Origin of the sequence: Stenotrophomonas geniculata ATCC 19374 = JCM 13324, assembly GCF_001431625.1 — a bacterium.
Lineage (GTDB): Bacteria > Pseudomonadota > Gammaproteobacteria > Xanthomonadales > Xanthomonadaceae > Stenotrophomonas > Stenotrophomonas geniculata.
In genome coordinates, this window is record NZ_LLXT01000005.1 from 1 (window position 1) to 14,935 (window position 14,935).

Annotated in this window: 8 protein-coding genes; 3 read left to right on the top strand and 5 right to left on the bottom strand. The window is 68.2% G+C overall.

Annotation, left to right across the window (positions count from 1 at the left end; all coding sequences use genetic code 11):
• Window positions 1–167 precede the first annotated feature (167 nt).
• Window positions 168–704 (bottom strand): hypothetical protein, encoded by a 537-nt coding sequence (locus ARC63_RS00470; protein ID WP_029379774.1) that lies wholly within the window; start codon window positions 702–704, stop codon window positions 168–170.
• Complete coding sequence (mrcB, locus tag ARC63_RS00475) at window positions 701–3,139, bottom strand: penicillin-binding protein 1B (RefSeq protein ID WP_043399215.1); 2,439 nt, start codon at window positions 3,137–3,139, stop codon at window positions 701–703. The genes ARC63_RS00470 and mrcB overlap by 4 nt, the downstream gene beginning before the upstream one ends.
• A 96-nt stretch (window positions 3,140–3,235) precedes the next feature.
• On the opposite strand from mrcB, the gene ARC63_RS00480 reads away from it, so the two are divergent.
• On the top strand, window positions 3,236–5,335 hold the full coding sequence (locus ARC63_RS00480; protein WP_057502254.1) for a glycosyltransferase: 2,100 nt from the start codon (window positions 3,236–3,238) through the stop codon (window positions 5,333–5,335).
• On the opposite strand, the gene ARC63_RS00485 is transcribed toward ARC63_RS00480, so the two are convergent.
• On the bottom strand, window positions 5,332–6,897 hold the full coding sequence (locus ARC63_RS00485) for a hypothetical protein (RefSeq protein WP_057502255.1): 1,566 nt from the start codon (window positions 6,895–6,897) through the stop codon (window positions 5,332–5,334). The genes ARC63_RS00480 and ARC63_RS00485 overlap by 4 nt on opposite strands.
• Window positions 6,898–6,927: 30 nt before the next feature.
• Window positions 6,928–9,084, bottom strand: a complete 2,157-nt coding sequence (locus ARC63_RS00490; protein ID WP_057502256.1) for a RelA/SpoT family protein — start codon at window positions 9,082–9,084, stop codon at window positions 6,928–6,930.
• A gap of 130 nt (window positions 9,085–9,214) precedes the next feature.
• Between ARC63_RS00490 and ARC63_RS00495 the strand changes: the two genes are divergently transcribed.
• Window positions 9,215–9,751, top strand: a complete 537-nt coding sequence (locus ARC63_RS00495; protein WP_057502257.1) for a hypothetical protein — start codon at window positions 9,215–9,217, stop codon at window positions 9,749–9,751.
• Window positions 9,752–9,858: 107 nt separating this feature from the next.
• Here ARC63_RS00495 and hrpA read toward each other — a convergent pair whose 3' ends face one another.
• Window positions 9,859–13,941, bottom strand: coding sequence for an ATP-dependent RNA helicase HrpA (gene hrpA / locus ARC63_RS00500; RefSeq protein ID WP_057502258.1), 4,083 nt, complete (start codon window positions 13,939–13,941; stop codon window positions 9,859–9,861).
• Between the two features lie 86 nt (window positions 13,942–14,027).
• On the opposite strand from hrpA, the gene ARC63_RS00505 reads away from it, so the two are divergent.
• Window positions 14,028–14,576 carry a Dps family protein gene (locus ARC63_RS00505; protein ID WP_005410730.1) on the top strand — a complete coding sequence of 183 codons (549 nt, stop codon included), beginning with the start codon at window positions 14,028–14,030 and terminating at the stop codon, window positions 14,574–14,576.
• The last annotated feature ends 359 nt before the right edge of the window (window positions 14,577–14,935 follow it).

Below are 14,935 nucleotides of genomic sequence, written 5' to 3' on the forward strand. Positions count from 1 at the left end.
CCGGGGGCGTGGAGGGGGGCTGCGCAGGGGCGTGAGCCCAATGGATGCGGCGACCGAGCTTACATGGACGTACTTGCAGCGCCCCCTGCGCAGCCCACCCGCCCGGCCCAATCACATGACCCGCATTTTGCGGCCAGCCACGAGGGGCTGCGCCGTTGGCTGAAAATTCAGTACCGCTTGATCCCCGGCACGGTGCAGCCTTCCAGCTGCGCATGCGCCGACACCGCATTTTCCTTCTCGCCCCGCGCCAGGCGCGACTGCTCGATCGTCGCCCAGTGCCGCCGGCACAGCGGCCCCGTCTTCGAGCCCAGATCCACCGCCTTGCGCGCGAACGTCTCCGCCTGCGCCCACTGCCCCTGCAGCAGCGCCAGTTCGGCACGTTCCTGCAGTACCGCCGGGTCGCCGGCGACGATTTCCAGCGCGTGGTCCAGGCTGCTGGCGGCACCGGCCAGGTCGTTCGCCTGGCGTTGCGCCTGCGCGGTCACCCGCAGGTCTTCCACCTGCGAATCACGCAGCGGCTGCACCGACAGCTCCTTGTCATCAGGACCTGCGGCCGCATCCACCGCAGCCAGGCGCTGTGCCGGCGTAGTGGTATCCACCGGCGTGACCACCGGCGGCGCACTGGTCACGCAGGCGGCCAGGGCCAGGCTGAGGCCGGTCAGGGCCAGGGGCTGCAGCAGGGATCGCATGTTCATCGGCATCATCGGCTCGGGGGAGGAGTGGCGGCGGCGGGAGCCGCGGCAGGTTCGGCAGGCGCTTCCGGCTTGCGGTCCAGGCCGAACCAGCTGCGCCAGCCACCGCCCTCGCCTTCGGCACCCTGCCCGTCCGGCGACACCGCCGGCGCGCACGGTGCATAGGCCGGTGCATAGCCCACCACGAACGGGAAACGACGCGCGCCCGGGCAGCCTTCATCCGTGCTGTTGAGTCCGGTGGGCGCCACCGACTGCCAGTCCAGGCCCTTGTTGCTGACCCTCAGCGGAGCACTCGGCAGGCGCTGGAAGATACCCGACCAGACCCGCATCGCGCCGGTGGCACCGTACAGGCCGGCCTGCTCGTTCTGGTCGTTGCCGATCCAGATCACCGCCAGATGATCGCCGGTGTAACCGGCGTACCAGCTGTCGCGACCATCGTTGGTGGTACCGGTCTTGCCGGCCGGCTGCAGGCGGCCGAGGCCATCAGCGTTGAGCCGCTGCGCGGTGCCGCTGGCAACCACCTGCTGCAGGCCGACACTGATCAGGTTGGCGGCAATCGAGTCGCCCTCCTGCGCCGGTGCCGGGGTCTTGTCGTAACGCTTGAGCAGCTTGCCCTGCGGATCAAGCACGCCACGCACCGCATGCAGCGGTTGGATCTCGCCACCGGACGCGAGGAACTGGTACAGCTGTGCCATCGCGTACGGGCTCTGGTCGGTCGAGCCGAGGATCACCGCCGGGTTGGCCTCGGCCTTGATGCCGGCCAGTACGTGGATCAGCTGGGTCACGCGCTCGGGGCCGACCTGCATGCCCACGCGCACCGTGGCCTGGTTGTAGGAATGCGCCAACGCATCGATCAGGCGCACCGTGCCGTGGCTGCGGTTGTCCGCGTTGCCCGGGTTCCAGTTGCGGCCACGGCCGAGCTGCACCGTCACCGGCGAATCGTCGACCCAGCTGGCCAGCGAGTAGCGGTCCGGCTGCGCCAGCGCCAGCAGGTAGACGAACGGCTTCAGCAGCGAGCCGACCGGACGCTGTGCTTCGATCGCTCGATTGAAGCCGACCTCGGACACCTCACGGCTGCCGATGACCGCCAGCACGTCACCGTTGTGCACGTCGGTCAGCACCATGCCGGCCTGCAGTTCGGGGCGGCGCTTGCTTTCCAGCGACTTGATGGTGCGGGTCACCGCGCCTTCGGCATAGGCCTGCGCGGACGGCGACATGCCGGTCATCACGCTCAGGCCGGCGCCCTGCAGCGCCGATTCCGGATAGTCGTGGCCCAGCTGGCGGCGGACCAGATCGACATAGGCGGGGAAGCGGTTGGCGGCAACCAGGCCCGGCGTCTTGGGCACGCCCAGCGGGGCCTTCAACGCACGTTGGTACTCGGCGTCATCGATCAGCGTGGCTTCGTGCAGTTTGCCCAGCACGAAGTTGCGGCGATCCAGCGCACGTTCTGGATTGCGACGCGGGTCGTAGAAGGACGGGCCCTTGACCAGCCCGATCAGCAGCGCGATCTGCTCGGTCTCCAGCGACTGCAGGTCGCGGCCGAACCAGAACTCGGCACCGGACGACATGCCATGGATCGCCTGGCTGCCACGCTGGCCCAGGTACACCTGGTTGAGGTAGGCCTCGAAGATGGTGCGCTTGTCGTAGCGCGCTTCCATGATCAGCGCGTACAGCACTTCGTTGAATTTGCGGGTGACCGTTTGTTCCTTGCCGATGCCGAGCAGGCCGCTGCGGGCCAACTGCTGGGTCAGCGTGGAGGCGCCCTGGCGGCTCTGGCCACCGGAGCGAATGGTCACCCACACCGCGCGCGCAATGCCGGACAGGTCGATGCCGTGGTGGCGGTTGAAGTCCTTGTCCTCCACCGCCTGCAGGCCGGTCACCAGCAGGTCCGGCGCCTCGTCCATGCGGATCAGGCGGCGTTCTTCCTGCTTCTGGCCGTACAGGGTCGCGATGCGGGCCGGGTCAAGGCGCGCAGCCTTCAACGCCTTGCGGTTGTCGGCGTCGCGCAGCGAGGCGACCGCACCATCGGCCAGCGACAGCTCGAGCCGGCGCGGGGCAACCCGGCCATCGACGTCGTTGTAGCCGCGGCTGGAGATGACGAAGCGCCCGCCGTTCACCGCATAGGTGGCCGGCTCCTTGCCCTGGCCGTCATCGCGGTAGGCGGAGGCGGCCAGCTCGGTCTTCAGCGTGGACGCATCCATCGCCTTGCCGGGGGTGAGCACCAGCGGGCGCGCATAGACACGCGTCGGGATCTGCCAGCGCAGTTCACCGAAACGCTGGGTCACCTGCTGGTTCAGGTACAGCGTATAGGGAATGAGGAAACCCAATCCCAACGCGACCGCAGCCATGCTCCAGGTGATCAGGCGACGCCGCCACAGCGGGCCGTTGTCCTGCTGGTCGTCGTCGTCGAAATCGTCGATGTCGTCGGAATCGTAGCGTCGGGGCACGGGAATGCGAGAATGTAGGGTCTGGCGAGTCTACCCCAGCCGCTGCGGCTGGCGGATTCTCCCGGGTTCCCCTGCTTAAGCTGGAGTTGCAACCGGATGGCGATGTCCCTGGCCGAGATCCGATACCTGATCAACCGCCTCACGGGCCTGGCCCGCCGGAGCCTGGCCAGCCTGCGTACCCGTGGGTGGCGGGCGACCTGGCAGCGCATCCGCGTGCATACCCAGCGCGCCGTTCCCGCGCCGCGAACGCCGCTGTTCCTGCCGCCGGCACAGGATTTCGCCCCCTTCACGGTGTCGTTCAGCGAGACGCCGGAAGTGAGCATCGTCATCCCGGTCTATAACCACGCCGGCCACACCCTGGCCTGCCTGCGCGCCCTGGCGGCACATCCGCCGCTGGCCGCGTGCGAGATCCTGGTAGTGGATGACGGCAGCAGCGACACCACCGTGCAGTGGATGCCGCAGGTAGCCGGACTGCGCTACGAAGTGCGCGAGCAAAACGGCGGCTTCATCGAGGCCTGCAACGATGGCGTGTCGCGCGCACGCGGCCGCTACGTGGTGCTGCTCAACAACGATACGGTGCCGCAGCCGGGCTGGCTCGACGCTCTGCTGGACACGTTCGCCAGCACGCCCGGCGCCGGCCTGGTCGGCAGCCAGCTGCTGTACCCGGATGGCCGCCTGCAGGAATCAGGGGGGGTGATCTTCGCCAACGGCAGCGGCTGGAGCTATGGCCGTTTCGAGGCCGCGGACGACCCGCGTTTTGCCAGCCTGCGCGACGTCGACTACTGCTCCGGTGCGGCGCTGATGCTGCCGCGCGCCCTCTGGCAGCAGCTGGATGGCTTCGATACCCGCTACAAGCCGGCCTACTACGAGGACACCGACCTGGCCTTCCGCGTGCGTGCACAGGGCCTGCGCGTGCTGGTTCAGCCGGCCAGCCGGGTGATCCACGACGAGGGCACCAGCAACGGCACCGACACCGGCAGTGGAGTGAAGGCCTATCAGGTGCGCAACCAGGCCATCTTCGCCGCCCGCTGGGCCACCGAGCTGGCCCGCCATCCGGCGGTGGGCGAAGTGCCGTCACCGGCGCTGCTGCTGCGTGGCCGACGCCAGGTGCTGATCCTGGACGAGGAAGTACCGCAACCGGATCGCGATTCCGCGTCACTGCGCCAGGTGAACCTGATCCGCCTGCTGCTGCAGGGCGGCGCTCATGTGGTGTTTGTTCCCACCCGCCGCGAACATGGCGGTGCCGCCACCGAAGCACTGCAGCGGATGGGCGTGGAAGTCTGGTATGCACCGTTCCTCGATGGCGTCGCCAGCTGGCTGCGAACGCACGGTGCACGCTTCCACGTGGCGCTGCTGGTCCGCCACCATGTCGCCCACGAGTGCCTGCCGCTGCTGGAGCGCTATGCGCCACAGGCACGCACCGTGTTCGACACCGTGGACCTGCACTACCTGCGCGAACGCCGTGGTGCCGAAGTCGCCGGTGATGCCGGGCTGCTGCGCACCGCCGAGCGCACCCGCGCCAGCGAGCTGGCGGTGATGGAGCAGTGCGACGTCACCGTGCTGGTCAGTGCCGCCGAGCGTGAGCAGCTGCAGGCCGATGCCCCGTCCGTGCAGGTGGAGCTGATCTCCAACCTGCACGACGTCGCCGGCGCCGGCAGGCCGTTCGAACAGCGCCATGATCTGGTGTTTGTCGGCGGCTTCCGCCATCCGCCGAACCTGGATGCCATGGAGTGGTTCATCGGCGAAGTCTTCGCCGGCATCCGCGCCCGTCTGCCCGATGTACGCCTGCACTGCATCGGTGCCGCCACACCCGATTCGCTGCTGGCATTGGCCGCACGCCAACCCGGCGTGCAGATGCACGGTTTCGTCGAGGACATCACGCCCTACATGGACGGCGCACGCATTTCCATCGCGCCGCTGCGCTTCGGTGCCGGCGTGAAAGGCAAGATCAACCTGAGCATGGCCCATGGCCAGCCGGTGGTAGGTACCACCTGCGCCGTGGAAGGGATGCACCTGCGCCCGGGCCAGGACGTGCTGGTGGCCGATGATGCGGCGGGCTTCGCCGATGCGGTGGTCCGCCTGTACCAGGATCCGCAGCTGTGGCAGCAGCTGTCCGATGCCGGCCTGGCCAACATCGCAGAGCACTTCTCGCTGGACGCTGCCCGGGCAACCGTGCAGCGGGTGTTCTTCACCTAATCCGGGCGCCCGCCTGCGCGGCGCAGGCGGTCTTCGAACGCTGGCAGCTCGGCCAGGTCCGGCTGCAGCAAACGGGCCTGTCCGGCAGCATGCGCCGCGAAAGCCAGGTCGCCGTTGCCGAGCCGTTCGCTGCCGATCGCCAGCCAGCGCTGGGCCAGGCGCAGGCGTGCCGAGGGAAGTCCGATCGCGGTCGGCGACAGGGTCTGCCAGGCCTGCAGGCAGGCACCTGCGGCCTGCACGCGGTTCTGCCGCAGGTTGTCGTCGAAGCAGCGGCGGCTGGCGGGCAGCAGCCGCGCTGCGGCAGCCTTCACCCGTGCATCGCGTGGCGCCAGTGACTGCGCTTCGCGCAACGCGTCGAACGCACTGTGGCCGGGGGGGCTGATCCATTGCCCGGCACGTTCGGCGCGCTCGATCCTGCGCAGGTGGTCGCGCAGTTGGCGTTCGCGTTGCGTGTTGCTGACCGCCGGCTGCTGCAGCGCCTTCTGCGCCTGTTGTGCGCGCTGCAGGCGTTGCGCGAGCTGCTGTTGCGCGGCCGGCGAAGCACCCAGTTCCGCCGCCAGCGCGGAATCGGCCTGCGCCGCCTCGAACTGGAAGTCGTCGGCCCGCTTCTGGCTGCGCGCCAGCACCGCCTGCAAGGTCTGTTCGCGGCCGCGCTGGGCACTGGAATCATCAACCGCCACTGCCAGCACGGCGAGGAATCCCTTCGCTGCCGATTCCAGCTGCCGCCGCTGCAAGGCGCGCTGGGCCTGGCGCAGGCGCTGGTCGACAGCCTGTGCCAATGCTTCCTGGCTTGCGGGCAGATCGGCGTGGCCGGCATCGAACTGGCGCGCACGCTGCAGTATCGTCGCTGCCTCGGCCAGCTCGCCGCGCCCGGCCAGGATGCGGGCCTGCTGCAGCAGATCGCTCAGTGCGTCCTCGCGACCTTCCAGCGCCGGCAGATTGTCCGGCTGCAATGCCAGGATGCGCTGGAACAGGGGCAGCGCGCTGCTGTCACCTTCGTCCAGCCGGCCCGCTGCAAAGGCGTTGCGCGCCTGCGCCAGCAGTGCACCGATGCCGGTGCCTGCACTGCGACGGGCCTGCAGCTGGCGAGCCACGGCGTCCGCATCGGCCTGCGGCACCTGCAGTTCCCGGGCCAGTGCCAGCGCCTTCGCGCTGCCCTCGAGGTCGTTGGCCTGCAGTTTTTCGCTGGCCTGCTGCAGGGCCGCGGCGCCGGTACGGGCCAGGCCTTCGCGGGCCTGCGGACGATCACCATCCAGCGCCAGCACGGCCTGGTAGCGCTCGCGCGCACCAGTGCCGTCGGCCGCGCTCAACCGGCCGGTGGCAAGCGCGCGGTCACCTTCGGCCAGCAACTGTTCGATCTTCGGCTCATCCCAGAACCAGTCGGCCAATGGCTTGCGCAGCAGCACCAGCAGCACGAACACCGCCAGCGCCGCGACCAGCGCCCAGCGCCACACCCGGCGCGCGTGGCGTGCCTGCAGCCACCACCAACGGCCTTCGCGGCGGACGCGGTCCAGCGCAGGGTGTTCAGCGCCATGCGGGCGATGCGGGGGCTCGCGTTCCATGCGTGCAGGGTAGCCGGGGCAGCGTGAAGCTCAGCCGAGGCGACGCGCCTCGCTCACGCCGGGCAGCGCATCCAGCTTGCCGAGCAGGGTCGACAGCTGGCCGTAGTCGCTCACCTTCAGGCGCAGGCGCAGGTGGGCACGGCCACTGTTGCGTACATTGTCACTGTGAATGTCGAGCACGTAGGCGTCTTCCTGGGCGATCAGGTTGGTGATGTCCTTCAGCAACCAGCGGCGGTCGACCGCAGTGACCACCACGTCCACTTCGTAGCCGCCGCCGGCCTGGCCCCACTCCACCGGCAGGATGCGCTGCGGGCTGGTGGCTGCCAGCCGGGCCAGCGCGGCACAGTCTGCACGATGCACGGTGACACCACGGCTACGGGTCAGGTAGCCGACGATCGGCTCGCCAGCCACCGGCTGGCAGCAGCGTGCCAGCTGCACCAGCAGGTTGCCCACGCCCTGCACGGTGAACTTGGACTTGCCCAGGTTCTCGCGGCGCGCGGTCGGCCGCGGCAAGGCCGGCGCGGGCGCCGGCTGGCTCGCTGCGCGTTCGGCTTCCAGCAGGGTACGGCTGACCTGGTTCGGGCCGGTATCGCCCAGCGCCACCTGGATGTAGAGATCGTCAACGCTGTCGGCATGGAACTTCTTCGCCGCCACCGCCAGGTCCGAGTGCTGCAGGCCCAGACGCTTCAGCTCGCGCTCAAGCAGTTCGCGCCCGGCCTGCACGTTGCGCGCGCGGTCCAGCTTGTGGAACCAGCTGCGTACCTTTTCGCGCGAGCGGTTGCTGGCCAGGAAGCCGTTGGCCGGCATCAGCCAGTCGCGGCGGGGGTCGGCCTCCTTGCCGGTCAGGATCTCGACGCGGTCGCCGCTGCGCAGGCGATAGGTCAGCGGCACGATGCGACCGTTGACCTTGGCGCCCCGGCAGCGGTGGCCCACCATGGTGTGCACTTGGTAGGCGAAATCGAGCGGCGTGGCGCCCTGCGGCAGATCCAGCACCTCATCCTTCGGGCTGAGTGCATAGACCCGGTCTTCGGTCAGCTCGGCATCGAGCGCCCCAGCCAGCTCATTGCCCTGCCCGTCCTGCGCCTGCTCCAGCAGCTGGCGCATCCAGGTGATCTTGCGGTCGAAGGACTTCTCCGCGCCCTTGCCACCTTCCTTGTACTTCCAGTGCGCGGCCACGCCCAGCTCGGCCTGCGAGTGCATCTCATGGGTACGGATCTGCACTTCGATGGTGCGCCCTTCCGGGCCGACCACGGCGGTATGCAGCGAGCGATAGTCGTTGGCCTTGGGCCGGGCGATGTAATCGTCGAACTCGCTCGGCACCGGCGCCCACAGTGCATGCACCACGCCCAGCGCGGCATAGCAGGCGGCGACGTCGTCGACCATCACGCGCACCGCACGGATGTCATACAGCTGGTCGAACGCCAGACGCTTCTTCTGCATCTTCCGCCAGATGCTGTAGATGTGCTTTGGACGGCCGCTGACCTCGGCCTTGATGCCCTGCGCGACCAGCTCGCGCGACAGCACCTTCTTGACGTTCTCGACGTAACGCTCGCGGGCGATGCGGGTTTCGTCCACCTCCCGCGCAATGCGACGGTAGGTCTCCGGTTCCAGGTGGCGGAACGCCAGGTCCTCCAGCTCCCACTTCAGCTGCCAGATGCCCAGGCGGTTGGCCAATGGCGCGTGGATGTCGCGTGTCAGCTGTGCCAGCGCGCGGCGTTGCTCGTCATCCAGCTTGTCGGCCGCGCGCATCCGCGCCAGCTGCCGGGCCAGCAGGATGGGCACCACGCGCAGGTCGCGGATGATCGCCAGCAGCAGGCGGCGCAGGCCTTCGCTGTTGCGCCCTGCCTCACGGCCGGCATGCAGCGCCCACACCGGGTCGGCGGCGTCCTGACCATCCAGCAGGCCGATCACCGCGGCCTTGTGGTTGCCCAGCGGCAGCTGTTCCAGGCTAGCCCGCAGGCCAGGCAGGTCGAACAGCAGGGCCGCGACCACCGCGCCTTCGTCGGCGGAGAGCATCGCCAGTGCGTCGAGGGTGTCACCCAGCACCGACCAGCTGGCGCGCATCTGGTGGTCGCATTCCGGCGCTTCCCAGTGCCCGCGCAGGGCCTGGCGCAGCGGAGCAGGCAGCACGGCTGCCGAGGGACGGTTCAACAAGGCATCCAGGCCGGGGACGGAAGCGCGGTTCACAGCATCGAGCAGGCAAGACAGAGGCCTCTACACTAGCGCCGGCGCCGTTCAGGGACAATCACCGCGGCCACCATCACCCGGCATGAAGACATGCCGTTACACTCGCGGTCAAACCCAGGAGAGTCCCGACATGTCCTCGATCGCCCCGCGTTTCCGCCTACGGCTGCTGGCCTGTGCCGCACTGTTGCTGTCCCTGTCGGCGCCTGCGCTGGCCCAGCGCGTGGTGGAGGGGGACCTGCAGCAGCAGATGTCACCGGCCGAGTTCAAGGCTGCTGGCCTGGACAAGCTCAGCGCGCAGGAACTGGCCACGCTGAACCGCTGGCTGCAGGGCAAGGTCGAAGCGGCCACCACCCAGGCGGTTGCCGCCGTACGGGAATCGGCACGCGAGGAAGGCCGCCAGGAAGTGATCGTGAAGAATCGCGGCTTCTTCGATTTCGGCAGCAGCGAGCCGATTGTCGGCGTGCTGCAGGGCGAATTCCGCGGCTTCGGCAAAGGCCGCGTCTACGTGCTGGACAACGGCCAGGAATGGGAGCAGACCGACACATCCACGACCCCAGGGGTACGCAAGCAGTCGCCAAACGTCAGTATCAAGCCCGGAATGCTCGGTGTCTGGTACATGAAGATCGAAGGCGTGAACGTACAACCGAAGGTGCGCCGTACCAAGTAACGGCTTACCCGTCCCGTGGAGTCTGGCCGATGCTCCGCTGCTTTCCGATGGACCGCCATCGTCCATCGCCAGCAGTCGAGCGCCGGCTCGGTTCCACAGGACCGGATTCACGCCTGGCGCAATGCGGTCACCCGCTGCGCCAGCTTCTTCGCCGAGATGCCGGTGCGTGCCCCCAGCTCCTGCGCGAACAGTGACACCCGCAGCTCTTCCAGATCCCAGCGCAGCGCCTGCCATTGCGGGCGCTCGCGCAGTCCCTGCTGCTCCCCCACTTCCAGCGCTTCCAGGAACGGGTGCAGTTCCAGCATGCGCGCCTGGTCACGTGGCGGATCACGCTTGGCACGCTCGGTGCGCAGGATCATCGCCTTCAGGTAGCGCGGATACTGCGCCAGCGCGTCAGCCGGCGTGTCGCGCAGGAAGCCGGGATGGATCAGGCCGGCCAGCTGCGCTTCCATGTCGTCCAGGTTGCCGCGCGCCCAGCCCATCAACGGTGCTTCCAGCATCGGCTTCAGTTCCGCCACCAGGCCCAGGATCGTTTCGGCCAGTTTCAGCCGCGACATCGCCTCACCGAACAGGGCCTTGGCCGCATGCTCGCGTCGCTGCTCGAAGGTCACCGCATCGCGGATGTCTTCCAGGCCCTCGGCCAGCACCGCGTTCATCGCGGCATCGACCAGGTCGCCACGCAGGCGCTCCTGCGATTCGATCGCGGCATACAGCAGGCCGGTCTTGGCACCGACCGGCAGCTGCTTGCGCGCCTGCTTCACCTTCTCGGCCAAGGCGATTTCCAGCAGGCGGCGCACGCCGAGCGGATGGGCCTCCAGCGCCTGCTGGCGGTCGGCGAAGATGCGCAGCGCCACGCTGTCGCCCTCGTCCAGCAATGCCGGATACGCCGGCACGCCCGCTTCACCGGGCACCTGCAGCGGAATCGGCGTGGCCGGGAACGTACGCAGGCCATCGGCCGCCATCTCGCGGCCGGCGCGTGCAGCGAACGCATCGCCGGCACGACCGCCGAATTTGGCGCGCAGTGCATCCAGATCGCGCGAGGTCGCCAGCACCTTGCCCTGCTCGTCGCGCAGCCGCAGGTTCATGTGCAGGTGCGGTTCGATCGAACCGGGCTCGAAATCGAGCGCGGTCACGGTCGCGCCGGTTGCGCGCGACAGGAAACGCGCCAGTTCGCCGGTGATGGCATCGGCGCTGGGCTGCGGGAACGCCTCGTAGAACGCGCGGCCGAAGTCCGGCGCCGGCACGTAGTTGCGGCGCATCGCCTTGGGCAGGCTGCGGATCAATGCAGAGGCCTTGTCGGCGACGAAACCCGGCGCCAGCCAACCCAGTTGCACTGGGTCCAGCGCATTGAGCAGGTGCAGCGGCACATCCAGGGTCACGCCATCGTCGTCGGCACCCGGTTCGAAGCGGTAGTGCAGCGGCAAGCGCGCCTGGCCCAGCGCCAGGTACTTCGGATAGCGCTCCTGTTCACTGCCCTCACCCGGTAACAGATCGACCAGCGACCAGTGCAGGGTCTTGCGCTGTTCCGGCGCCAGCCCCTTCCACCAGGTATCCAGCCCCGCCGCCGAATGGATCTGCGGCGGCACCCGGTCCAGGTACCAGCGCGCCTGCCAGTCCTCGTCGGCGACGATGCCGGCGCGGCGCAGCTTGGCTTCTTCCTCGCGGGCCGTCTCCAGCACTTTCTGGTTGTCGGCCACGAAGCTGGCGCGGGTGTTGATCTCGCCGGTCACCAGCGCCTGACGCACGAAGATGTCATGCGCTTCGCCCGGTTCGATGCGGCCGTAGTGCACCGGCTTCTTCGGCGCCAGCACCAGGCCGAACAGGCTGATCTGCTCGGACGCGAGCACCTGTCCCTGCGCGCGCGACCAGTGCGGATCGAAGTGCTTGCGCAGCAGCAGGTGCGGCAGTTCGGCGATTACCCAGTCCGGCTCGATCGCGGCCAGGGTCATGCCCCACACCTTCTGCGTATCCAGCAGGTTGGCCACCAGCAGCCACGGCGGCGGCCGCTTGGACAGCGCCGAACCGGGGAACGGCAGGAAGCGGCGCTGGCGTGGTGCCTGGAAATCGCCCTTCTCGGTGCGGTGGCCGATCTGCGTCGGCAGGCCCGCCACCAGCGCCCGGTGCAGGCTCTGGTAGGCGGCGGCGCGCACGCGTTCACTGAAACCGCCGCCAACTGGCGTCTGTTCCTTCTGCGCACGCACGGCCACCGGCATCGGTGCGGCCTCGGCCTTGCCTTCGCGGGCCAGGCGCGCGGCACGGTGCAGCTGGCCCCGGGTGGCTTTCACCGCCGCGGCGTCGTCACGCGCCGGTGCCGGCGCACTGCTGCCGGCCAGCAACGGTGCCATCGAGGCCTCGTTGGCCTCTTCCTTCCAGCCCAGTTCTTCGCACAGCAGGCGAAGCTGGCGATGCAGCTCGCGCCACTCGCGCATGCGCAGGAAGCCGAGGAAATGACGGCCACACCAGTCGCGCAGCTTGGACTGGGTCAGGTCTTCGTGGGCCTGCCGGTAGCCATCCCACAGGCGCAGCACGCCGACAAACTCAGAGCGGCCATCGGCGAACTGCGCATGTGCGCTGTCGGCCGCACCGCGTGCTTCGGGCGGGCGTTCGCGCGGGTCCTGGATGCCCAGGAACGAGGCGATCACCAGCATCGGCCGCAGGCAACCGGCAGCCTGCGCAGCGACCAGCATGCGCGCCAGCTTCACGTCCACCGGCAGGCGTGCCATCTGCTTGCCGATGGTGGTCATGCGCCGCTCGGCATCGATCGCGCCCAGTTCGGTCAGCTGCTGCCAGCCATCGGCTACCGCGCGCTCGTCCGGTGCTTCCAGGAACGGGAATTCCTCGATGCGGCCCAGGCCCAGCTGCAGCATGCGCAGGATCACCCCGGCCAGGCTGGAGCGGCGGATTTCCGGATCGGTGAACTCCGGCCGCGCCTGGAAATCAGACTCGGCGTACAGGCGGTAGCAGATGCCCTCGGCGATACGCCCGCAGCGGCCCTTGCGCTGGTTGGCGCTGGCCTGCGAGATCGGCTCGATGTGCAGGCGGTCCAGCTTGTTGCGCGGGCTGTAGCGCTTGACGCGAGCAAAGCCCGGATCGACCACATAGCGGATGCGCGGCACCGTCAGCGAAGTTTCCGCCACGTTGGTGGCCAGCACGATGCGCCGGTTCGGCCCCGGGTTGAACACCCGGTCCTGGTCCTGGTTGGACAGCCGCGCGTACAGCGGCAGCACCTCGGTGTTGCGGTACTTGCGCCGTTCCAGCGACTGGTGCACATCGCGGATCTCGCGCTCGCCCGGCAGGAAGATCAGCACGTCGCCGCGCGCATCCAGGCGGGTGATCTCGTCGATGGCCGACACGATGGCGTCGTTGACGGTGCGCTCGCCCTCCTGTTCGCCCTCGCCTTCCAGCGCGCGGTAGCGCACTTCCACCGGGTAGGTGCGGCCTTCCACGCTGATCACCGGCGCATTGTCGAAGTGCTGGGCGAAGCGTTCGGTGTCGATGGTGGCCGAGGTGACGATCAGCTTCAGGTCCGGGCGCTTGCGCAGCAGCTGCTTCAGGTAGCCCAGCAGGAAGTCGATGTTGAGGCTGCGTTCGTGCGCCTCGTCGACGATGATCGTGTCGTAGTTCGACAACCAGCGGTCGCTGGCGATCTCCGCCAGCAGGATGCCGTCGGTCATGAACTTGATGCGGCTGTCTTCGCTGACCTTGTCGTTGAAGCGCACCTGGTAGCCGACCAGCTGGCCCAGTTCGCTCTGCAGTTCCTGCGCCACGCGGCTGGCCACTGCGCGTGCGGCAATCCGTCGCGGCTGGGTGCAGCCGATCATGCCGGCCTGGCCACGGCCTGCGGCCAGGCACAGTTTCGGCAGCTGGGTGGTCTTGCCCGAGCCGGTTTCACCGGCGATCACCACGACCTGATGGTCGCGGATCAGCTTGATGATCGCGTCGGCTTCACGCGCAATCGGCAGCTGCGGGTCCAGAGTAATGGACGGCTGCTGCTGCGCCCGTGTCATCCGGCGCTGCACCGACGCCTGCAAGGCCTGCTCGAAGGTGGCGGCCAGTGCCGCATCCTGTGGCTTGGCCTGGCACCGCGAGAGCATCCCCAGCAAACGGCCCCGGTCGCGGCTCATGGCGCCGTCGATGGCGGCGCGCTGTTGGCGCAGTCGGGGCGATGGATTTTTATCGATAGAGTTCATCAATCGGTTCGTTCAAAACTTTGAAAGCGACCAGTCATCACGACCGGTTTATTGTGAAGGCCAACGATTCCACAAGGAGGAACCCCATGGCGAAGACCAAGAGCACGACCAAGGCCAAGACCGGCAAGCAGAAGCTTGCAGCGGCGGCACCGTCGGCGCCGAACATCGATATCGGGATCACCCAGGGCGACCGCAAGAAGATCGCCGACGGTCTGTCGCGCTTCCAGGCTGATGCGTTCACGCTCTACCTGAAGACGCACAACTTCCACTGGAATGTGACCGGGTCGATGTTCAACTCGCTGCACACCATGTTCGAGACGCAGTACACCGAACAGTGGGCGGCACTGGACGACGTGGCCGAGCGCATCCGCGCGCTGGGCTTCAATGCCCCGGGCTCCTACCGGGAATTCGCTGCGCTGACCTCGATCGCCGAGGAACCGGGCCTGACCGACAGTGCGGACTGGCGTGAAATGGTACGCCAGTTGGTGGTCGCCAACGAAGCGGTCTGCCGTACGGCGCGTGAAGTGCTGGAGGTGGCGGCCAAGGGTGACGACGCCCCGACCGAGGATCTGATGACCCAGCGGCTGCAGACGCACGAGAAGTACGCCTGGATGCTGCGTTCCCTGCTCCAGTAAGGGTTCGGAGTGGTTCGGCAGGGCTGCGCCCTGCACCCGCAGAGGCAACTGCAACGACAACGGCCGGAGCAAAGGCTGGTTTGCTGTGGGTTGGCGGGGTGGGTCCGGTGGCGGGGGACGCCGTAAACCCGTCCTTGGGGGCTTGGCCGCGGCATCCATGCCGCGGACACTCCCGCAACCGGACCCACCCCGCCTTCGACAGATTCTTGCGAGCTGTTGGACATGCCGACGGGGTCAGATCCGTTTTCCGAAGGAAAACGGATCTGACCCCAGTTTGAATTTCGATATCTGACAGAGATTCATCCACGCATGGCGTGGATCTACTGGCCACCGGTCAACTGTCGAAGGCGGGGCACAGT